This window comes from Thalassotalea castellviae (assembly GCF_031846185.1).
Taxonomy (GTDB): Bacteria; Pseudomonadota; Gammaproteobacteria; order Enterobacterales; family Alteromonadaceae; genus Thalassotalea_H; species Thalassotalea_H castellviae.
Genome location: NZ_JAVRIF010000003.1, coordinates 366,570 through 389,186 on the forward strand (window position 1 = coordinate 366,570; position 22,617 = coordinate 389,186).

The 22,617-nt window shown below is 36.9% G+C and carries 18 protein-coding genes; 5 read left to right on the forward strand and 13 right to left on the reverse strand.

From position 1 onward, the window contains the following. Positions 1 to 36 precede the first annotated feature (36 nt). From relA to RM573_RS08005, 3 genes are all read left to right on the forward strand, one after another. Positions 37 to 2,232 (forward strand): GTP diphosphokinase, encoded by a 2,196-nt coding sequence (gene relA / locus RM573_RS07995; RefSeq protein WP_311579864.1) that lies wholly within the window; start codon positions 37 to 39, stop codon positions 2,230 to 2,232. Between the two features lie 37 nt (positions 2,233 to 2,269). After that, positions 2,270 to 3,079: a nucleoside triphosphate pyrophosphohydrolase gene (gene mazG, locus RM573_RS08000; RefSeq protein ID WP_311579866.1), complete on the forward strand. Its 810-nt coding sequence runs from the start codon at positions 2,270 to 2,272 to the stop codon at positions 3,077 to 3,079. Positions 3,080 to 3,209: 130 nt separating this feature from the next. Next, positions 3,210 to 4,400, forward strand: a complete 1,191-nt coding sequence (locus tag RM573_RS08005) for an iron-containing alcohol dehydrogenase (RefSeq protein ID WP_311579869.1) — start codon at positions 3,210 to 3,212, stop codon at positions 4,398 to 4,400. 62 nt (positions 4,401 to 4,462) lie between these two features. Here the strand turns inward: RM573_RS08005 and RM573_RS08010 are convergent, their stop codons facing one another. From RM573_RS08010 to RM573_RS08045, 8 genes are all read right to left on the reverse strand, one after another. Continuing rightward, on the reverse strand, positions 4,463 to 5,191 hold the full coding sequence (locus RM573_RS08010; RefSeq protein ID WP_311579872.1) for a YebC/PmpR family DNA-binding transcriptional regulator: 729 nt from the start codon (positions 5,189 to 5,191) through the stop codon (positions 4,463 to 4,465). Positions 5,192 to 5,394: 203 nt separating this feature from the next. Beyond that, complete coding sequence (locus tag RM573_RS08015) at positions 5,395 to 5,532, reverse strand: hypothetical protein (protein WP_311579875.1); 138 nt, start codon at positions 5,530 to 5,532, stop codon at positions 5,395 to 5,397. Positions 5,533 to 5,541: 9 nt separating this feature from the next. Beyond that, the gene (locus RM573_RS08020; protein WP_311579878.1) at positions 5,542 to 6,054 is read right to left on the reverse strand and encodes a hypothetical protein; all 513 of its coding nucleotides are present in this window, start codon (positions 6,052 to 6,054) and stop codon (positions 5,542 to 5,544) included. A gap of 122 nt (positions 6,055 to 6,176) precedes the next feature. Further along, positions 6,177 to 7,049 carry a LysR family transcriptional regulator gene (locus RM573_RS08025; RefSeq protein WP_311580355.1) on the reverse strand — a complete coding sequence of 291 codons (873 nt, stop codon included), beginning with the start codon at positions 7,047 to 7,049 and terminating at the stop codon, positions 6,177 to 6,179. A gap of 485 nt (positions 7,050 to 7,534) precedes the next feature. Continuing rightward, entirely contained in the window at positions 7,535 to 9,670 is a 2,136-nt protein-coding gene (locus RM573_RS08030; RefSeq protein ID WP_311579881.1) for a putative bifunctional diguanylate cyclase/phosphodiesterase, read from the reverse strand. 4 nt (positions 9,671 to 9,674) lie between these two features. Further along, entirely contained in the window at positions 9,675 to 10,169 is a 495-nt protein-coding gene (locus tag RM573_RS08035; RefSeq protein ID WP_311579884.1) for a Rab family GTPase, read from the reverse strand. 89 nt (positions 10,170 to 10,258) lie between these two features. Then, a complete protein-coding gene (locus tag RM573_RS08040; protein WP_311579887.1) occupies positions 10,259 to 12,022 on the reverse strand; it encodes an OmpA family protein in 1,764 nt (587 codons plus the stop codon). Further along, positions 12,022 to 12,558, reverse strand: a complete 537-nt coding sequence (locus RM573_RS08045) for a hypothetical protein (RefSeq protein WP_311579889.1) — start codon at positions 12,556 to 12,558, stop codon at positions 12,022 to 12,024. The genes RM573_RS08040 and RM573_RS08045 overlap by 1 nt, the downstream gene beginning before the upstream one ends. Before the next feature lie 483 nt (positions 12,559 to 13,041). Between RM573_RS08045 and RM573_RS08050 the strand changes: the two genes are divergently transcribed. Next, positions 13,042 to 13,701 (forward strand): PEP-CTERM sorting domain-containing protein, encoded by a 660-nt coding sequence (locus RM573_RS08050; protein ID WP_311579892.1) that lies wholly within the window; start codon positions 13,042 to 13,044, stop codon positions 13,699 to 13,701. A 65-nt stretch (positions 13,702 to 13,766) separates the two neighbouring features. On the opposite strand, the gene RM573_RS08055 is transcribed toward RM573_RS08050, so the two are convergent. From RM573_RS08055 to RM573_RS08075, 5 genes are read right to left on the reverse strand one after another with little or no spacing between them, the layout of a single operon-like run. After that, a complete protein-coding gene (locus RM573_RS08055; RefSeq protein WP_311579896.1) occupies positions 13,767 to 14,696 on the reverse strand; it encodes a glutaminase in 930 nt (309 codons plus the stop codon). 5 nt (positions 14,697 to 14,701) lie between these two features. Next, on the reverse strand, positions 14,702 to 15,727 hold the full coding sequence (locus RM573_RS08060) for a zinc-binding dehydrogenase (protein WP_311579899.1): 1,026 nt from the start codon (positions 15,725 to 15,727) through the stop codon (positions 14,702 to 14,704). Between the two features lie 7 nt (positions 15,728 to 15,734). Continuing rightward, a complete protein-coding gene (locus RM573_RS08065) occupies positions 15,735 to 17,147 on the reverse strand; it encodes a TolC family protein (RefSeq protein WP_311579904.1) in 1,413 nt (470 codons plus the stop codon). A 2-nt stretch (positions 17,148 to 17,149) separates the two neighbouring features. Then, positions 17,150 to 20,293 carry an efflux RND transporter permease subunit gene (locus RM573_RS08070; protein WP_311579907.1) on the reverse strand — a complete coding sequence of 1,048 codons (3,144 nt, stop codon included), beginning with the start codon at positions 20,291 to 20,293 and terminating at the stop codon, positions 17,150 to 17,152. A gap of 9 nt (positions 20,294 to 20,302) precedes the next feature. Beyond that, positions 20,303 to 21,472 carry an efflux RND transporter periplasmic adaptor subunit gene (locus RM573_RS08075; RefSeq protein ID WP_311579910.1) on the reverse strand — a complete coding sequence of 390 codons (1,170 nt, stop codon included), beginning with the start codon at positions 21,470 to 21,472 and terminating at the stop codon, positions 20,303 to 20,305. Between the two features lie 115 nt (positions 21,473 to 21,587). Here RM573_RS08075 and RM573_RS08080 point away from each other — a divergent pair, with 115 nt between their 5' ends. Beyond that, positions 21,588 to 22,532 (forward strand): LysR family transcriptional regulator, encoded by a 945-nt coding sequence (locus RM573_RS08080; RefSeq protein WP_311579913.1) that lies wholly within the window; start codon positions 21,588 to 21,590, stop codon positions 22,530 to 22,532. The last annotated feature ends 85 nt before the right edge of the window (positions 22,533 to 22,617 follow it).

A 22,617-nucleotide genomic window follows, 5' to 3' on the forward strand; every position in this document is an offset into this window, starting at 1 on the left:
CTTTATTTCTACAATAGTAAAAACACAGGATGTCGCATGGTTTCGGTTCGAAAATCTCATCAAATGACCCAAACAAGTTTTGAGCAATGGTTATTATCACTTGAAATCAGCAAAGAGAAATGTCAAATACTAGAAAACATCTGGTCTGAAAATAAAGTTCATCATGAAATAGATGAGCAATGTCAGACAAAATCGCTAGAAATGGTTGAAATTCTTGCAAGCCTTAACCTCGATAAAGACTCGTTAGCTGCCGCTTTTTTGATCCCATTAATTGAATATGACTACATCTCGTTAACTGATGTAGAAGAGCAATATTCCGATTCTGTTTTTCTATTATGCAAAGGCGTTGCACAAATGGAGGCAATTAAAGCTTTACGACAAAGTCAGTCAAATAAAGTCTCTGTAAATCAGGTAGATAACATTCGTAAAATGTTACTTGCTATGGTTGAAGATGTGCGTGCTGTGGTGATTAAATTAGCTGAACGTTTATGTCAATTACGACTTGTAAAAAATACCGATGAAGAGTCCCGCGTTATTGTCGCCAAAGAAACCGCTAATATTTACGCACCATTAGCGAATAGATTAGGTATTGGCCAGTTAAAGTGGGAATTAGAAGATATCTCATTCCGTTATTTACATCCAAGTGTTTACAAAAAAATAGCCAAATTATTGGATGAAAAACGTTTAGATCGTGAACAGTACATGGTTGATTTTGTGAGTAATCTGTCTCAGCAATTAGCGGATTTAAATATTCAGGGGGAAGTCTATGGTCGCCCTAAACATATTTATAGTATCTGGAAAAAAATGCAGCAAAAATCACTGGATTTTGAGCAATTATATGACGTGAGAGCGGTTCGTATCGTTGTTGAAAAACTACAAGACTGTTATGGCGCATTAGGAATTGTTCATACTAATTGGCAGCATTTACCGAAAGAGTTTGATGATTATGTTGCCACACCAAAACCTAACGGTTATCAGTCGATACATACAGTGGTTTTGGGACCAGAAGGTAAATCTGTTGAAGTACAAATTAGAACGAAGCAAATGCATGATGATGCCGAATTAGGTGTCGCGGCACATTGGCGATATAAAGAAGGCTCGGCGCACGGAAAAACCAGCGGTTTTGATGAAAAAGTCAGTTGGCTTCGTAAAATTTTACAATGGCAAGAAGATGTTACTGAAAGTGGCGAACTTATTGAAGAGCTTCGCAGCCAAGTGTTTGAAGACCGAATTTATGTGTTTACACCCAATGGTGATGTTGTTGACTTACCTAATGGATCAACGCCACTGGATTTTGCCTACTACATTCACTCAAATGTTGGCCATTGTTGTATTGGCGCTAAAGTATTTGGTCGGATAGTACCTTTTACGTATCGCCTTAAAACCGGTGATAAAATTGAAATATTAACCAGTAAAACGCCTAATCCAAGTCGTGATTGGTTAAACCCTAATTTACATTATATTCATGCGCCTAGAGCACGAGCAAAAGTGCAACACTTTTTTAAACTTCAAGATCGAGATAAACATCTTGCGCAAGGCAAAGACTTACTCGAACAAGAGTTATTGAAGCATGATTTAATGCAGGTTGATTTATTGTCAACCAGTAAACGTTTCAATATTAAAACCGTCGATGATTTATATGTAGCCATTGGCTCTGGTCATGCGCGATTGCAGCAAGTGGTTAATCATCTTCTTTTAGAAAATGAAAAGTCTCAACCTCCTGTTGAGTTAGATCCACAAAGTTTAGTCAAGCCACAGTACCATCAAGCTAAAAGCGCCGTTGATGCAAATGGTATAACGGTTTCAGGAGTCGGGAATTTACTCACGCATATGGCAAAATGTTGTCATCCGGTACCGGGTGATGAAATTATGGGCTTTATTACCCAAGGACGTGGGATCTCAGTTCATCAAGCAGATTGTGAACAATTAGCTAATTCACTTACACAACAGCCAGAGCGTGAGATTGAAGTGCAATGGGGGGAAAACCCAACACAACATTATCAAGTGACGGTGAAGCTTGTTTGCGTAGATAGACAAGGGTTAGTGAGAGACATCTCGACGATTATCGCCAATGAAAGGGTAAGCATTATGGGGATGGAAAGTCGTTCAGATCATAGTAACCAAACTGTTATTATGTCGTTAACCATAGAAATAGCGAATAATGAAATGCTCACCCGCTTGATCAGTAAGCTATTACAACTTGACGATATTATTGAAGCGAAACGATTATAGCTATTTGAATATCATCAGTGAATGAGAAAATTTTTACATGTTAAATGACAAACCTTCCATCGAAAAACTTCGCTGGATCATGGCCGAACTTCGTGATCCTGAAACTGGTTGTCCATGGGACCTTAAACAAACTTTTGCCACTATTGTTCCTCATACGATTGAAGAAGCTTATGAAGTAGCTGATGCTGTGACAGAGGCGGTTGAACAGAATGATTTTAGTGAATTAGAAAAAGAGTTAGGTGACTTACTCTTTCAAGTGATTTTTTATAGCCAATTGGGTAATGAACAAAAAAAGTTTGATTTCGACAGTGTATTAGCGGCAATTTGTGAAAAGTTAATCCGTCGTCATCCTCATGTTTTTGCGAATGAGCAGTTAACTACTGAGGATGAAATAAAACAAAATTGGGAGAATGAAAAAGCTAAAGAGCGTCAGAGCCGAAATCAAAATGCTAACATCAGTATTTTAGCTGACATTCCTAAAAATTTACCGGCGCTTTCGCAAGCGGCTAAAATTCAAAAACGTTGCTCTCATGTCGGTTTTGACTGGCATGATATTCACGATGTTTTCGCTAAAATAGAAGAAGAAGTGAATGAAGTTAAAGAAGAGCTTGTTGGTGATCAGCAAGGCTTAGCAGAAGAATTAGGCGACTTAATGTTTGCGGTAGTGAATTTGTGTCGGCATGCAAAACAAGATCCCGAACACTTGTTAAGAAAAGCAAATCAAAAATTCACTAAGCGCTTTCATGGTGTGGAAAGACAAGTGGCAAACTCAGGTAAAACGTTCGAACAGCATCAACTTGCTACATTGGAACAATTTTGGCAAAACGTAAAAAAATCAGAAAAATAATTATCTAGGATATATAAAAGATCACACAATGGTGTTTTATAGAGAGCGTCTTGCTATGGTTAGACCAGTTGACAACCACTTACAGTCGTAGTTAGATGGGTAACATCAGCGACTATCAAACGAGTTTTTTGTGATCCATTCTTTATTTATCTTTATTCGTCGATATGTCAATCGACTTATTAACATCCCATTGCCACAACTCATCAGTGGACCAGAGGAATTAGGTCAAGCGGCTAAAATATTAAAAGATGTAAACAGAAACAATACCTTTATTGTTACTGATAGCACTCTTGTTAGTTTAGGGATCGTGAAAAAATTGACTGATTATCTAGATAAAGCTCAGCTACATTATGTGGTTTTTGAAGAGGTAACTCCTGATCCAACTATTGCGGTAATTGAACATGGGGTCAATTTATATCAGCAAAATCAATGTGACAGTGTGATTGTTCTCGGTGGTGGTTCTGTCATTGATTGTGGTAAAGCAATAGCCGCTTCGGTGGTTAAAAATAAAAATATTCAAAGGTTATCGGGATTATTTAAGGTGCGTAAAAAACTACCGCCATTTATTGCTATTCCAACTACTGCAGGTACTGGCTCCGAAGCGACCTTAGTTGCCGTGATAACAGACCCGAGTAAAAAACAAAAATTTACTGTGATAGATCCATGCTTGGTTCCTCATTACGCGATTATCGATCCGCTATTGATGGTTGGCTTACCGGCAAAGATTACGGCTGAAACCGGTATCGACGCGTTAACACATGCCGTTGAATCATATATTGGTTTACATGGGACGACGCAAACTAAATCATACAGTTTAGAGGCGATACAACGCATTTTTACCTATCTGCCCCAAGCGTATCAACAAGGTGGAAACTTAACCGCTCGAGCAGAAATGTCATTGGCAAGTTATTATGCTGGCGTAGCATTTACTCGCACTTCCATTGGTTATGTGCATGCTATTGCGCATCAGTTAGGCGGTTTTTATCATATACCTCATGGCTTAGCTAACGCGGTATTATTACCTCATGTGTTAAGTTTTTCATGTGAAAAAGCGTATCAACAATATGCACAGATAGCTTATCATTTAGGGATAGCTAAACAGCATGAAAATGAAACCGAAGCTGCTCAATTGTTTATTCAAGCGGTTAAAACATTAAATAATACCTTGAATATTCAAAAGACATTTTCTGAACTTAAAAAGCAAGATATTCCATTATTAGCCAAGCGTGCGATTAAAGAAGCATATTGTGAATATCCTGTCCCTAAGCAAATGACTACCACTGAATGTGAACAAATATTATTTAAGTTATTAGACGAATAAAAAAAGCACCGTAAAGGTGCTTTTAAAAACGTCATTTTATGACTCAAAAAATAATAATTGTTTTACTCTTCGGGCAATTCAGCGTTGTGATAAACGTTTTGTACATCATCGCAATCATCTAACATAGCAATGAATTTTTCAAAGTTAGCAGTATCTTCTTCGCCGGTAATCTCGGTATATGTTTGCGGAACCCAAGTGATTTCTTCAACTTCAAGATCATATTCTGGCATGCTGTTGGCAAATTCTGTTTTGATCTTAAAAAATTCGGTATGTGGGGCGTGAACAGTAATAATGCCGTCTTCTAATTCAACATCAGTTACATCGATATCAGCCATCATCAAGTTTTCTAATACTGACTCGTCATCTTCGCCTTTAAAAGCAAACACTGCTTGATGATCAAACATATGTGAAACAGTGCCGGTAGAACCAATTTTAGAATTTGTTTTTGTAAAACATTGACGAACATCTTTTATGGTACGGTTACCATTGTCAGTTAAACAATCGATGATCACCATACAGTTACCAGGCCCAAAACCTTCATAACGAGCTTCAGCATAATCTTCTCCACCCGCACCTGATGCTTTTTTTATTGCATTTTCAATAACATGAGTAGGTACTTGGTCTTTTTTCGCTTTATCGATCAAACCACGTAACGCTAAGTTTCCTTCAGGATCTAATCCGCCATTTTTAGCGCAAACATAAATTGCTTTTCCGTATTTAGAATAGACTTTAGTTTTAGCGCCAGCGGTTTTGGCCATTGATAATTTACGGTTTTGGTAAGCTCTGCCCATCTTAAATTTTTCTCATGTTCTCTAAAAATTAACTTGGCTAGATTCTAACAGTGTATTAATTGGCTTTCTAGTGCTGTAAAAGAGATAGGATAAATTAATGAATTGTTAATTGTTGCTTCATCGGGGGATTATTCTTGTGAAGGTGTAGGGTGTAACATTGAGGCTTCACTGTTACACCCAATCACGTTTCTCATAAACATTCTCTATTTAGTGTTTTGCTGTCGGTTTGCACCTAGAGTATTCATTTGCAGTTTTTCAATATTCCATTGCGATAAAGATAAATGACTGACTTGGTAACAAAATAGAAATATGCGTTCAAATTGTATTTTTAAGTCTTTCATGATTGTTCCTTAATCTGCTGCCACAGTATCTAAACCAGCGGAAGTAGTCATGCTTGTTGATGATTTAAAATAAGCAAGGTTATCTAAAATAATAGAATTTTCAGATAAAGACTTTGCTGTTAGTAAATCTTCATAAGCACTGTAGCTTTCATTGTTTAAATGTTTGGCGATACTACGGTTGCTATATGCTAATGCTTTTAATAATTTACCATGACGACCACGAGTAGCGTTGACAGATAAAGAATCGATTGCTTTAGTACAAGACTCTTCGGCTTTATCAAATTTATACGTTTTGATTTGTGCTGCACATAAGTTCATTGCATGGTTAAAATCGATGGTTTTTTTCATCTCAATGTCTTTCATACCATTTGCATAATCGCCAGCGACAATTTTATCTGCGCCAGTTGTATGTTTAACTACAGCAACTTTAAATTTTTCTGCGCTGTCTAATGCAAATGTTGTACTGCTACACAATAGTAACAATGAGGGTAATGTTTTTGAAACGAGTGTATTAAGTTTCATGATTTTGTCCTTTTCATTAAAGTTAGAAGTTAATGTCAATGTTGTTGACGGTTGTTACTTTAAGAAAAAGGTTGATGGCTGACAAACGACAAAATTACAGCCATCAATTGAAATTAATTCACTTATAAAGAAAACTCTTGTTTTATCCAAGTGGCAAAGCTATCAAGCTCACTTCCTTCGTTGATACTTTCATGCCTAATTAAAAAGTATTTATCATTGGTGACGAGTTCATGATCAAATAATTTCACTAATAATTGTTCACTAAACCATGATTTACTCATAGGTAAAGGAACCAGTGCGATTCCCATGCCTTGCTGTGCCGCTCTAGCAACACCAAACATGCTGTCAAATTGAATAATTTGCTTTGGATCGAAATCTTCTATGTCTACTCTGTCAGCCCACTGATGCCAAGACCAAGGGCGAGATTGATGAAGAATTAACGGCACTTCTTTTAAAGCGTCGTAGCCTAAACTTGACCATTTTTTATATAAACTTTTATTGCACGCAGGAGCATAGCGAATCGGAAATAGCTCATGAACAATACTGCCATTAGGCTTACCATTAGCTAATACTATCGAAAGCTCGGCTGGAATATTGGTTTGATTTGCCGATTTGACGGTTTCCAATTGTAAGTTGATGGTTGGATTTTCTTCCGTCCAAACACTCAATTTTGGAATAAACAATTCACTGGCAAAAAATTCCGGTAATGTGATAGTGATGGTTTTGTTTTCTTCTGTGGCCGTAAACCTACCTATGGTAGCTTCTAACTCTTGAATTATAGGTTGTACGGCATTGTAAAATTTCTTACCTGAGGTGGTTAATTTTATCGCGCGAGTTTGTCGCTCAAATAGGGTAAAGCCTATTTGTTCTTCTAATTGTTTGATCTGGTGACTAACAGCCGAAGGTGTTAAAAATAGCTGTGAAGCTGCATGTTTGAAACTTAAACATTTGGCTGCGATACAAAAAGATCGCAGTCCGCGGATAGGTGTTTGAATAGCCATTAATGAATACTTTTGATGATCCCAATCCACCTACAGCAAATGTTAGACCAGTAATGCCAGTCTTTAATTTTTTTGTACTCATTACGGTTTGTCTGGGTTATATACGTTTTTTATCTATATTATAAAAATAGCTGGTGCAAATATAACCATAAATTTTGGATTGCTTGCCCTGTTTTGGTGCTATGTATTGTATTGGTGCAAAACGATGGTGCAGTGTTGTAAAATGAAAAGTTGTTTTTTATTCACTATTGTTAAATGTATAAATGACAGGTAGAAAAAAAGGGTGCGAAAAACGCACCCTTAACATCAAACAAATGTTTAAAAATTTAGAAATCTGGGGAGATTCCGAAAACAAGTTCATCATATGGTAACCCGATGTCTTGGACAAACGAGATAAAATCACCTGATAGATTAATTTAATTAACTTGTCCATAAATAAACCATAAATCCTAACATTCACGCTGCCTTGCCTATACACATTAATAAAATTCTTTTATTAACTTTAAGAAGGATTCAAAGTTTATTGGCCGACTGTATAAATAGCCTTGCACAGAATTGCAGGCATTATTTTTAAGAAATTTTAATTGTTCTACCGTTTCTACGCCTTCAGCGGTAACACCTAAATTGAGATTATGTGCCATAGCAATCACGGCTCTAACTATGGCTTTATCATTATCGTCAACCACGATATCTTTAACAAAGGATTGATCTATCTTGACAAAATCTAAAGGAAGCCTTTTAAGATAAGCTAATGAGCTATAGCCAGTACCAAAATCATCAACAGATACGCTCATGCCTATTGCTCTTATTTTACTTAATAATTTTTCAGCTATTGCATAATCATTGACTAAAACGCCTTCAGTAACTTCAAACTCTAATAGGTCAGGTTCAATGTTATATTCTTTTATACAATTATGAATAAAAGAAAATAAATTTTCTTCAATGACTTGAGAGGGAGATAAATTGATAGAAATTTTTATGTTATAGCCATGTTTATTCAATTGTTTGACTAATTCACAAGCTGATTTAATGACCCAATGACCAATCGCGTTTATTAATTCGCTTTTTTCTGCTTCCGGAATAAATTGAATTGGAGAAATAAGACCTTTTTCTGGATGATTCCATCTTATTAACGCTTCAGCTTTATAAATAGAGTTTTGTTCTAAGTTAACAATTGGTTGTAAATACAATTCAAATTGGTGGTACTTGATGGCATCTCTAAGCTCTTTTTCTAATTCAATAATATGCAATGAAGCATCTTGCAATGATTGAGAATAAAATTGTATGGAATTCTTGTTATTATTATCTTTGCCGCTATATGCACTTAAATCGACAAATTTCATGAGTTCTTCAACGCTATTGGCATCTTTTGGATAATTCGCCGCACCTACACTTACACTAATTGAATAGGGTTCACCTTTTGTACTGATAAAGGGTTTGTATGTACAAGCAAATATTTTATCAAGTCTTTTTTTACAGTCGTGTTCATTTTCAATATCAGACAAAATAATGGCAAACTCATCACCACCAATACGGGCTAAATAGTCGTTATTATTTAACGTTGCAGTGATCCTTTCACTTAACTCGATCAATAATTTATCGCCATCATCATGTCCATAATATTCATTATGAGAACGAAAATTATTGATATCTAAATACAATAAGTAAAAAGGCTTGTGTTCATTGGTCTGTCGTTCAAGTTTTTGCCAAAAAGAAAAACGGTTAGGTAATTCAGTGAGCATATCTTGGAGTGCAAGCTGTTCATTTTTTTGCACTAAATGCTTAATGTTGGTGACGTCATTGGTGAAAATTATCCAGTTATTGACTTCATTAAGCTCAGTTTTTACGGGATATAAGGCTATTTTTAACCATTTTAATGTCGAAGGAGGTGATATCCAACAAAGTTCGCCATCCCATCCTGATTTGGTGTTCATAATACGGTCAAACTCAGGCAATTGGCTTTTCATTAAGTTAAAAATAATATCAATGGGCTTTTCATCATGTTCGAGGGCTTGACGTCGTTGTTCAAATAATGAATAAGTTGATGAGTTTTCGATAAGTGTTTGTAATGAACTATCGGTAATAATAACGGAAAAACCTGCATTTTCTATCGCTTTCGTTAATGCAATTAATATATCTCCTTGCTGCTCCGGTTTTTTCAGAATGGTAAGTAAACGAGAATGTAAATATTCATTTTGCTCGATTAGCCGATCGTTGGATAATAATAATTCTCGGGCAGATTGTAAGGTATTTTGTTTGCTCTTAAATTCTTCAGCTAAGCTCGTTATCAATAATATATTTTTATCGTTGTGTCTTATTGCTGTGGCTTCAAGGTGTAGTTCTTTTTGATTGTCGGTTACTTCGGTCCAAAAACCTGATTTAAGGGTATTGTTGCGATTACCTTGCCATACTTGTTGTGCATCAATTAAAAAGTCTTGTAAAAATGGCGTGTGATCATCAATAAAAATGGTGTCTTGTTGATGTAATAATGGAAATAAATCAAAAGCCCACTGGCTATTTCCGGCGATACGTTGCACTTCTCCTGTATCACAGTTGGTAACTTCAAAAATTACCTGTTGCAAAGAATTAAGTACGCTGAGTAAAGTTGCATGCATGTTATTACTCCTGAAGCGTAAGCTCGGCAATTGCTTGGAACATTTCTTCTACTTTACTGCCAGTTTTAGCGCTGGTATTAAAGTGAGCGTTAAATAACGATTGATATTGTTTTGTTTTACTATCTTCTAAATGCCAGTTTGCTTGTAAATCACTTTTATTAATGGCGAGAATTGCCGGGACATTATTGGCTTTTCTCGCTAACGCATGGATTTCAAGCCCCTCGATTAAAGAGGTATTTCTCGTTTGATCTACTACGATGATATAAGCAGCAGCTCCCCGTAAATACTTATCTTGAAAAACATTGTAGCGGTCATATCCCTCAACATCCCATAACATTAATTGAACTTCTTGTTGAGCCACATTGACAACTTTTTTATCAACTTTCACGCCAATAGATGTCAGGTATTTTTCATTAAAAATACCTTCAACGTATTGCTTAACCAAACTGGTTTTACCGACGCTAGATGCCCCTAAAAGGCATATCTTTTTTTGAATCAAAATCCATCTCTTTATTAAGTTGTTATTAATGTTGTTATCTAATTATGCCAATTAACTGTGATAAACCTATCAACCCATTAACCATTGCATTAGTTAGTTGTATGCTCAACATAGATAATATTAAACATAACCTTTCTCGCGGTGTTTTTCACATCTTTTATGTTGATTTGTCCAATACCTGTGACATACATTTGTTCTCTTTTTAACCCTAGTTTAGTTAAAGCTAAGGCGGTATTTTCAGCTCGTTTTAAGCTAAGTGCATTATTTGTAATGACATTACCCGTATTATCACTACAGCCCATAATGATCAAACCCACACTTTTGTTAAGTTGGCTAGCTAACAAACTTAGCTGAGTAACTTGTTGTTTTAGCAACTGTAAATCGTCTGTCATTGACGCATTGACTTGAGCATCACCGCTATCAAAACTTAATTGGATACTGGCTATTTTACCGACTAACGCTTTGAATACTTGCTGATTAATGCTAACTGATTCGGCAAGTGGACGACTGTTTGTAAGTGTTAATTCTTTCTCGTTTAATTCGTTTGGTTTTAATCCTATTTCAACCAGTTTAGACGTTAATTGTTGATGATTAGTGTAATCTAACTGTCCGTATAAGTTTAGTTGGTCATTCTGCCAATCAAAAGTAATTTGAGGGTATTTCTGTAGGACTTCTTCGATACGTATTTTTATTAACTCTGGTGACAATGAGTAATATCTTCGCTCTTTTAATGTTACATTTTCGAAAGGTATTTTCTGTAATTCAAACCATTTCTGTACAGATAAAGCACTAGGATCACGCATTAAGTCTAAAGAGATCAGCTGTTTTGAGTGTACCTCAAGGTTTTTCACCACAATACCAGCTTCATGATCAATCGCTATAATCTGCTGATGTAACTTATCAAGTTTGTACCAATTAAGTGATTTAAAGCCGATAAATAAAATGGATATAGCCATAATAAACCAAGCAAACCATGGTTTTCTTCTGTTTGAGGTTTGTTCCGGTTTTTCTTCGGTTAATAAGCAGTCATTTAATTGTGTATCGACATTTTCAAAAGGAGCATTATCGCCATTAAATTGCTGAAATTCTTGTTGATATAAGTGGTGAACTTCTTCAAGGGTAAGTTGCAATTGTTCATTAAGTGATTGCGGAGGTGTTCCTGAAACTGCCGCGACAATGATGGCACTAGGCCCAGGTTTAATTAATAAATTGAAATTATCAGTACTTACCGTCTGTAACTGTTCTTTGACGCCATTATCATCAAGTTGAAATGAGTCGCCTACAAAATCATTAATGGCGGTAAGCATTGAAGAAATTAACTCAGCATCGTTTTGACTTTGTTGATCTAAGTTAACCGCTTTTAAGAGCAAACCTGTTTCCTGATGGATCAGAAAAATGTGTTCAACACGATAATTATAAGTTTGCGAAACGACATATTGTGTAAAACTAACACCTGCCTGCCAAGCTTTAAAACGCCATGTTAAGCCTTTTATTGTAAAACTGTGTTCAATTAATTGGTTTGTTCTCTCGATAAAATTAGACAGAAAAGCACCGACAGATTTTCGCACTAAGCTGCCCATCAGAGGATAAAGTGAACTGATTAAACGATCGCTATGATGCGTTACTGAGTGCTCTACAGAGTTTTCTACAATGGGTAAGAGTACTTTTTTTATTGAATCGTCTTTTTTCTGTCTGTCATGAAAAGCTTCTGTTAGCACATTTGAAACTATGCTTCGAGCATCTTTATTTACGGCGTCGGTGATCCGCTGATTATCTTGACCTAGAATGATGTGTCTAAGCTGTTCTAGCTCTTGTTGTGACTCTTGGTCTGACACTGAAGTATCTTTTGGCATTATAACTGGTCATCTTCCAAGTTAGTTGCCATAGTCGCAAGCAACTTGGCCAATGTTTTTCTATCTGTTTTTGAAGACGTTAATTCATTTGAGACTTCTTCTAAATGTGTTTTCAATTGGCTAATTTGTTGATCAAAATTATTGGAAAGGGTAGAGCTTTCATTATCAAGCGATTGATTTAAATCTTTAAAATCTTGTTGAGTAGCACTAGCAAACATTTCATGTTCAGAATATAAACTGTCTAAGGATTTTTGTAGATTCGCCTCGTTATCATCGTGAGATTTATCAATGAAAGCGATTCGTTCATCGATTTCTAATTGTTTAGTTTCAACTGTTTTTTGAAATGAAGAGATTTTATTTGCTAATCGTTGTTCAAGCGAGTTGATTGATTTCTCCATTTCGCTTTTCAATGCCGCTAGTTGCGCCATAAGCTTTTGCTCTGCCGCGCCAAAAACAATGGTCCTTAATTGAGTTAGTTCATCCATAGAAGCGCTATCATTATTCGAAGCGGTAGCAGCATGTTTTTTATTCGCCATAGTAATATCCCTTTCAAGCCATTTTATTATTAAAATAAGTGTAACAGTTATCTTAAATATTGCCTGAAAGTAGAGAAATTATTTCCTATAAACCAATAGTTTGAATTGATTTCACTGGTAACCTTGCTAGATTTTTTACTTGATTTAATTAAGTGATGTAAATTGTTTGTTAGCGATTATAGTTTGAAAAATAAAGCCTTAAGACAATAAAATGTCTTTTTTCAGCGTAGATTAGGATTAAATTTTGTTTAAATTCTGGTTGACCACTTAGTTAACAATCAGCTGGTAATTTTTATTATCAATTTTGTTAAAAAATAGTTACATTTCGTTAAATTTTTATGATAGCTTATCGGAAAAAGGAGCTATTAAACTTTATAAATCATAAGATTAATATAGTAATTTTGATCTTGATTTTGGTCATAAAGATAACGGATTTATCACACACGAATTTTAAAGATAAACCTGAAATAGCTGGATAAAAGAATGCAATATAAATTAATGTTAATGGTAGTGTTCGGTGTACTTCTTAATAGTGGTAATACTAAAAATGCAGAGGCCGCTTTAATACAATCAGATTATCTAACTTTAGGAGATAATTTAGCGGTATACGATGAAGACACTGATTTAACATGGTTGGATTTGTCGGTAACGGATGGAAAAGCTTATGAAAGCGCCTTAATTCCTCATCATGAAAAGGGATTCAATTATGCGAAATCAAGCCATGTTACTCAATTATTCTTAAACTTTTTTGGCGAGACAGTGTCGTATAATTCTCCTGGTTACAGTACAGGTAATAATTTATTAGCTCAAGAATTCTCAACTCTATTTGGGCTCACCAGCGCTAGCTCATCTTTTGGCTTTTTCTTTGATAACGAAAATAAATTTTCATTATTTGGCGTGACGTTAGGAGGAGGGAAGTTATATGCCCCAGATTTTCCTGTCGATTATAATAAGTATTATGATATTGGTAATTCAGGAGTTGGCACTTATTTAGTAAAACAAGGTCGTATTAGTTTTGATGAACCGGTAATAACTGCATTTTCGCCGAGAGTTGCTGTGCCAGAGCCTGCGAGTTTGCTTATTTTTATTTTTGGGAGTTTAGGATTGTTCGTTAATCGACGAATGTCATCACATAGTGACTGATATAGATTCACTTTTCAGTCATGTTACTAACTAAATAGGTCACTTAATCTAAAAGGTATACTGATTTAATAGATAGATAAACCGAGTTCGTTAGCAAATCCTGATATTAAATTCATACCAACAACGGAGTTGCCAAATTTATTCAAAGGTGGACTCCATGAGCAAATAACACCATAGTTTGGAATGATGGCTATTATCCCTCCACCGACACCGCTTTTGGCCGGTAAACCAACTGAAAATGCAAACTCACCTGATTGATCATACATACCGCTGGTCGACAAAATAGCGTTAATTCTATGTGAATCTTGCCGAGTACATATTTGTTCATTTGTTCTAGGATCAACGCCTTTATTCGCTAAAAATAACAAACTTTGTGCTAACTGATGGCAATTCATTGAAATTGAACATTGAGTAAAATAGTGACTAAGTACTTCTGGCACTTCAGCTTCAATATTACCAAAACTTTTCATCAGATAAGTTAAAGCGGCATTTCGATTACCGTGAATTAATTCAGATTGATAAACGTTTTGGTCGATATATATATTTTCATCATTGGCTAAATGACGCATAAAACTTAGGAAAGCAAGTTTACTCGATGAATAATGGCTGGCTAGAACATCCGCTACTAATAAAGCGCCGGCATTGATCACAGGATTTCTCGGAATACCTTTTTCCCATTCTAGCTGGATAATTGAGTTAAACGGCTGACCTGATGGTTCCATTCTGACACGTTGCCATAATGAATCACCTAATCGGTTCATTGCCATGACTAAACCAAACACTTTTGAAATGCTTTGTATGGAAAACGGCGCTTGGATATCGCCCGCGCCAACTAATTTACCATCAAGGGTGGCGACAGAAATTGCCATTAATTCAGGGGAGACAGTTGCTAAGGCAGGAATGTAATCTGCAACTTTACCTTCTCGATAAAGACCTTGTTGTGAAGCTATTAATTTATCGAGCGTTTTTGCTAAATTTTTTGGTATTGAGGTCATTTATATCACTGCAATTTTACGATTTGTTTACCGGTGAAATTACCTGATATTTGTTTCTCTAACGCTCTAGAAATACATACATCATTAAAGTCGACAATGAATTGCTCAGGCGGAATTATTTTACCATCAGCAACATTTTCGAGTAATAATTTACTCATAAAACTCATATGTTGTTGTGCGCACAGGCTGTTAGCTAACCATGCCCCACCTAAAGACACAATACTGATATTAGGAGCTTTTCTAAACATTAATTCTGGCGCAAGTACTGGCAAGGTTTTTAAACACGCAATTCGGCCACAAAATCGCATTAATTCAATATTTCTCACGGTTGTTTCGCCGCCGATAGAATCGATTACAGCGTCAAATCCTTGTGGGCCTAAAGTTGCTCTAATGTTTTCACAAAGTTTTTTGTCATGATAATCAAAAACAGCATCGGCGCCTAATTTTTTCACTAATTTATGGTTGTGTTTCGATGCCGTCGTAAAAACATCTGCTCCACGTTGTTTGGCAAATTGAATAGCAAACTGACCTACCGCACCCGCTCCAGCCTCGATAAAAATAGTATCGCCTTCAGAAATTTGTATTTTATTTAAGGCGATAAGCGCAGACATCCCGGCACAGGGGAGGGTAGCCGCCGTACTTGAGGGGACACCATCTGGAATTACCGATACAGAATAGTTTGGCACTTTAGCATATTCACTTAACACCCCTTGTTGAGCAAGACTTGAATGCCACATAATGCGGTCACCAATGCTTGGGAATAACCCTTTGTTTGCTTGTACGACAATACCAACGGCATCTAAACCAATAGTATGTGGGTATTGCCATTTACAAAAACCTGCTTTAGCAAATTGGGCATCTAATGGATTTAAGCCCACATATTCAATTTTTACCAAAACTTCATTTTCATCGCACTGCGGCAATGCTAATTCAGCTGTTGATAATTGCATTTGCTCATTGGGTTTTTCCAAGACAATAGCTTTCATTGTCTTGGGTAACTCGCCAAGTTGTATTGATTCGTTCAACGCCATTTTAATTCTAATGTTCGGTTATTAACTGTTGACTCCAATGGCCATTAAATGCCTGATAAGTACTTACTTTGGCAATTAATGACGAGATGGATGTATCAATGTTATTTTTTTCCGCTATTAAAACATCCTGCCGCGCATCTAACAACTCTAGATAAGGAATTTGTCCTTCTTGATACATGGCTTGAGCCTGTAAAAAAGCATTGTTTGCATGCTTAAATCTAGCCTGTGCATACGAATGTTGATTGGTTTGCTTGATTAAAAACTGAAGAGACAGTTCACTCTCGTTAATCGCTTTAAGTACTACTTGTTGGTAGGCACTATATGCCGCTTCACTTAAAAACTGTTGTGCGTCTTTTTGAGCAATTAATGCCGGATAACTTAGTAACGACCACTCTAATTGAGGAGTCACTTGCCATTGTTGTTGAGTGTCAACTAAACGTGTGTTGTTCAAGCCTAATACACCGGCAAAACCACTTATACTAATATTTGGTAAAAGTGCTTTACTGGCTGCGACACTGAGTGAATAAGCTTGGCTAAAATTAAATAATGCTTGGTTGATATCAGGGCGTAGCGCAATTGCATTATTAGGATCTGCAATTTCAACCGCAAGATCACTCGATAAAAAGCCCGTTTTTTCAGTCAACATCATTTCATTGGTGAATTGCCCCGTTAAGAGCGCAAGTGTTGATAAGTCACGATATTGAGCGTATTTAATTGCTGGCAAAAGAGCTTGCTGTTGACTAAGTTGAGCTTTAGTTCGATTAAGATCAAGTTCATTGGCAACACCTTCATCAACCCGCGCTTTTAGTACATCAATACTTTGTTTTAATGCTTCAATTTGTTGACTGATTATTAACTCATTTTCTAAATTACCTTGATAGCTTATATAGCCTTTTACTACCGATGAGACTATTTCTACTTTTAATAACCTTAACTGTTCTGCTTTACTCATTGCTGAGGCGTTGGCAGCATCGACTAAAGCTGTGACTCGACCAAATAAGTCTATTTGCCAATCAACGCCAATATTCGCACTAGATTGACTTGTGATAGTTTCTGCTAAACTACTCCTTTCTGCTGAAACAGTAATATTTCCCTGTGGTAAATATTCTGCTTTTTGCGCGCCAAGTCGTGCAAGCATACTCTTTAGCTGTAACTGACTGGTTTTTAAGTCATGATTTTTGACTAAAGCCAGGTTTACTAACTGATTGAGTTGTGGTGAATCAAACTGGTGCCACCAATTTGACTCATCCATTCCAGATAAACTACTTGCGACATCGGCACGTTCAATAAAGCTCTCTAGCAATTGTTGATGCTGCTCTTCATTGATTTTACTGGCACAGCCCGATAAAAAGAGTGAACTGATTGTAAAACTGATAATGGCAAACTTATGTTTTATTGGGCGTTTTATTAAGCTAATCATGATTATTCCTCGCCCTTAACAGCTTTATTTTTGCTCAGGAAAATATAGAAAACCGGCGTAAATAATAAGCCAAAAATGGTGACACCAATCATGCCTGAAAATACGGCATTACCCATTGCATGACGCATTTCTGAACCAGCCCCTGTGGCAAGTACCAGTGGAATAACGCCAGCCGTAAAAGCAATAGACGTCATTAAAATAGGGCGTAAACGTAAGCGACATGCTTCAATGATTGCATCTAAATGTGATAAACCATGATCATGCTGATCTTTTGCAAATTCGACCATTAAAATCGCATTTTTTGACGCTAAAGCAACAAGTACGATTAATGCTATTTGAGTAAAAATATTATTATCATCACCCACTAACCATACTCCTAGTAAAGCAGAAAATATTGTCATAGGAACAATTAGAATTATCGCTAAAGGTAAGCGTAAACTCTCATATTGTGCGGCTAATACCATAAAGACTAATAACACCACCAATGGAAATACATATACCATCGTATTACCGGCTAGTATTTGCTGGTATGTAACTTCTGTCCATTCATATGAAATTCCTTGTTCTAACGTTTCAGCCAAAATTGCTTCAATAGCTTTTTGCGCTTGATCGGAACTCGTGCCGGGAGTAGGACTGCCATTTAATTCAGCGCTCGGGTAACCGTTATAATGCATGACTCGATCCGGGCCTGTGCTAGGCGTGACCGTTAGAACCGATCCTAGCGGCACCATTTGTCCTTGTCGGTTACGTACTTTTAAGTTAAGTATTTGCGCAGGATCTTGACGGAAATCTGCATCGGCTTGCGCGTTAACCTGATAGGTTCTGCCAAATAAATTAAAGTCATTGACATAAATTGAGCCTAAATAAATTTGTAATGCATCGAAAACCTCATCTAGTGGGATCCCTTGAATCAATGCCTGTTCACGGTCAATATCAATATCCATTTGAGGTACTTGAATGCGAAAGCTTGAATATAACCCCATTAAGGCAGGATCTTTTTGTGCTTTTGCTATCACCGCTTGTAAGTTATTAAACAGGACTTCAAAGCCTTTATTTTCACGATCTTCGATCTGCAGTTTGAATCCTCCTGTTGTACCTAACCCTTGAATAGGAGGCGGCGGAAACACAGCAACGAAGGCTTCATCAATGGCCATAAACTTTTGATTTAATTGTGCAGCAATAGCCATGGCAGACTGACTTGGATCGGTTCTTTTATCGAAAGATTCGAGTGGCGTAAAGACAATCGCGCTATTAGGACTAGTAGTAAAACCGTTAACGGATAAACCAGGAAAAGCTACCGCATTCGCGACTCCGGGAATTTCAAGAGCAATTTTTTGCATTTCTTTTACCACAAGTTCTGTTCTATCTAAACTTGCAGCGTCTGGTAATTGAGCGATTGATACTAAATACTGTTTGTCTTGTGCAGGAATAAAACCACCGGGAACTTGGTTAAATAAAGTAATGGTGCCGCCAAGCAGTACAAAATAAATAATACCCACCACCGCACTCATTCTTATCAGTTTTTGAACCAGCTTCTGATAACCTTGCGCACCTTTATCAAAAAGTCGATTGAAAGGGCTAAATAACCATTTGCCAAATAATGCATTAAGTAAGCGAGTTAATTTATCTGGCTTGCTATCGTGCGATTGTAGTAATAATGCTGATAACGCTGGCGATAAAGTCAATGAATTAAATGCCGAAATAAAAGTTGAAATCGTGATTGTTAACGCAAACTGTTTATAAAATTGCCCTGATAAACCGCTAATAAAAGCCGTTGGAATAAATACCGCGCCTAACACTAATGCTATCGCGATAATTGGCCCAGTGACTTCTGTCATGGCAACTCGCGTAGCTTCTAATGGGGTTAGCTCTTTTTCGATATTACGCTCGACGTTTTCCACAACCACTATGGCATCATCAACGACAATTCCGATAGCGAGTACTAAGCCAAACAACGACAGAGTATTAATGGAAACCCCTAGCCATTGCATTACAGCAAACGTACCAATAAGTGAAATAGGCACGGCAATTAATGGAATGATAGACGCGCGCCAAGTTTGTAAAAATAAAATAACGACAATTACTACTAACACTATCGCTTCAAGTAAGGTTGTTATCACGGCATCAATTGATCCCCGTACAAAAACGGTTGGATCATAAACAATGTCGTATTCAACGCCTGCGGGGAAGTTCTTTGATAAATTAGCCATGGTTTCGCGAACTTGATCTGATAACTCAATAGCATTTGCACCTGGTCTTTGAAACACAGGAATTGCAAGTGCTGGTTTACCATCAAGCATGGCGCGTAATGAATAATTGTTTTGACCTAATTCAACTCGTGCAACATCCTTTAGGCGAGTTATTTGTCCTTGCTCACCCAACTTGATGATCACTTGTTCAAATTCTTCAATATTACTTAATCGACCTTTTACATTTAATAAAATTTGAAATTGACTATCGTTACTCGCTGGCTGAGCTCCTAAACTACCTGCTGCAACTTGTTGGTTTTGTTCGCGTAAAGCTGTAATAACATCATTCGCTGTTAATTCATGAGAAGCTAAATCATCAGGATTTAACCAAATGCGCATAGCATATTGGCCACCACCAAATAATTTAAGATCACCGACGCCATCTAAACGAGTGATTTGGTCTTTAATATACAAATCAGCATAGTTGGTAAGGTAAGTCGTGTCATGGGTATTTTCAGGTGAAAATAAATGAACAACCATGGTGAGATCAGGTGACGATTTCTCTGCAACAACACCTAAACGTTGTACTTCTTGGGGTAAGCGTGGCAGGGCGCTATTGACTCTATTTTGTACCTGAACTTGCGCTCGGTCTAAATCAGTGCCTAAGGCAAAAGTGACCGTTAACGTCATGCGGCCATCGCTAGTGGCTTGTGAAAACATATACAGCATGTTTTCTGTGCCATTAATTTCTTGTTCTAAAGGTGTTGCAACTGTTTGGCTGATAACGGTTGGGTTAGCGCCAGGGTAACTCGCGGTGACAACAACAGTAGGTGGCACAACTTCAGGGTATTCGCTAACAGGTAATTGAAATAAAGATAAACCACCAGCAATAAGTATGATCAGCGATAGCATCGCGGCAAAAATAGGCCGTTGAATAAAAAAATGGGAAAATTTCATGCGTGAACCTTAGTATTTTGCAAGTAAGTTTTCGGCTTGGTCTTTACGTAATGTAAAGGCAATACCACTGCTATCAATTTCAACACTGTTAGGTTGAATTGGCATACCAGGACCTACACGAGCAGGACCATTGACCGCAATAATGTCACCTTTTGTAAGGCCAGAGGTTATCGCGCGTAACTTACCGTAACGTTCACCTAGTTCAACGAGCTTATATTGCAATATATTGTTTTCGCCCACCGTTAGAACGAAGCGATTTTTTAAATCGGTACCAATCGCTTTACTTGGAATAATGATTTGCTCAGTAACAGCGTTAGCGGCTAATTTTATACGGGCAAATGAACCGGCACGTAACTGATTGTCAGCATTTTCAAAAACGGCGCGTAGACGTAATGTTCCGGTTGAAGCATTGATTTGATTATCAATAAAATTGATATAGCCTTCATATGGAAAAGTGGTTTGTCCGACTTTTTGCATGATGACTTGTTGCTTGCTGTCAGCAGTGATATTACTGAAAGATTGATTCCATGTGCGCTCATCTATATCAAAATAAGCGTACATTTTCTTATTTGAAACGATAGATGTCAGCACGCTTTGTCCAGCTATTACGTTATTACCTTTTGTGATATTCGCGTTAGAAATAACACCATTGATGGGTGAACGAATAGCGCTAAATTCTAAATCGAGCATTGCTGCATCAAGTTGTGCTTGTAAGGCTAATACTTGTGCTTCACGTTGGCTTAACGTCGATTTTCGTAATTCCACTTCTTCTGTTGAGATGGCTTTCCTTTCTGATAATCTTACGGCACGTTGGGCTTCACTTTTTGCTTGCTCTAGCGCTGCTTTAGCACTTAATACTTGAGCTTCTAAGCTGGTAACTACCGCTTTAAAAGGTCTGTTATCAAGTTGAATGAGTAAATCACCTTCATTAACCACATCGCCTTCTTTAAAAGCAATGTTATTAATTACGCCTGAAACTCTCGGCATCAACGCGACTTCTTCTGGAGATTCAACTCGTGTTGTGTAAGTGTGCCAATTTTGTACGGGTTTAATTAATACTTCAGCCACATCAATAGGCTGCAATGGTCGCTTTGCAGGTGCTGCAGTCGATTCATCACTACAACCAGAAAGTACTATTGTTAACCCAACAACAGAATACATAAGAATATTTTTTAACATTTGAGACTCCTTGAATAATGAAGCCATGATACGGAACTAGTATGTTGATAAAAAGCCTAGTTATTTACACTTATTAGTGCCAAAATTGCACCAATAGTGTTTTTGGAAAGAAATTATGGATACAACAAGTCGACTATTATTATTATTAGATGTAGTTGAAAGAGGTTCTTTTGCAAAGGCTGCGCTGGCACGTAACATAGATAGATCTGTAATTTCTAAACAAATAAGCCGTTTAGAAGAAGAGCTTGGGGTAAGGTTACTAAATAGAACAACACGATCCTTCTCGTTAACAGCCGCCGGAGCTGAAATGATTAAAAAAGCGACGCAACTGCGTGAGCTTTTAGGAGAAACGGTTCGGTTAGCGGAAAATTACCATCAAGAGCCCAGAGGGGTTTTAAAAATAACGGCATCTACCACGATAGGACGACGCTTTATACAACCTGTGATAAATGATTTTCAAAAGCGTTTTCCACAAGTTGAAGTGGAATTGCATTTAAATGAACTACTTGTTGATATTGTATCCGAAGGTTTTGATCTAGCTTTTCGAATTGGAGAGCCAAAAGACTCCTCGTTAATCGCACGAAAAATTGCACGTAACCGATTATTACTGTTAGCATCTCCTGCATTTATAGATACTTATGGTATGCCAAGCACAATTGAAGAATTGGCAAAATTACCTTCTGCTAGTTATTCAAGCCAGTCAGTTAAAGTAGAAAGTATTCATTATTACGATGAGCAAAACAAACAATGCGAACAAAAAACCTTTAGTACATTTAGAGCGAATAATGGTGAAGTATTGCTGATGAAAGCCTTATCTGGAACTGCTTATGTTTTAGCTCCTGCTTTTATTATTGAAAATGAAATAAAAGATGGCTTATTAATTCCGCTATTGCCAAAATTGAAGTTAATGAATTTTAGTGACATGTATGCCGTTTACCCTCACCGTGATTTACCGGTAAGAACTCGTTTGTTCTTTGATGCTGTTAAAGATTATCTTGGTTATCAAACTCCGCTGTGGGAAAAAGCTATTCCAGACTTTGAGAAACTTTATCAAGGTTAAGACCAAACTCCTTTATACTTAACGGCATTAGTACTCTTTTTACTTTATGCACGAAACTAAGGGGAGGCAGTATTTTATGTTAATT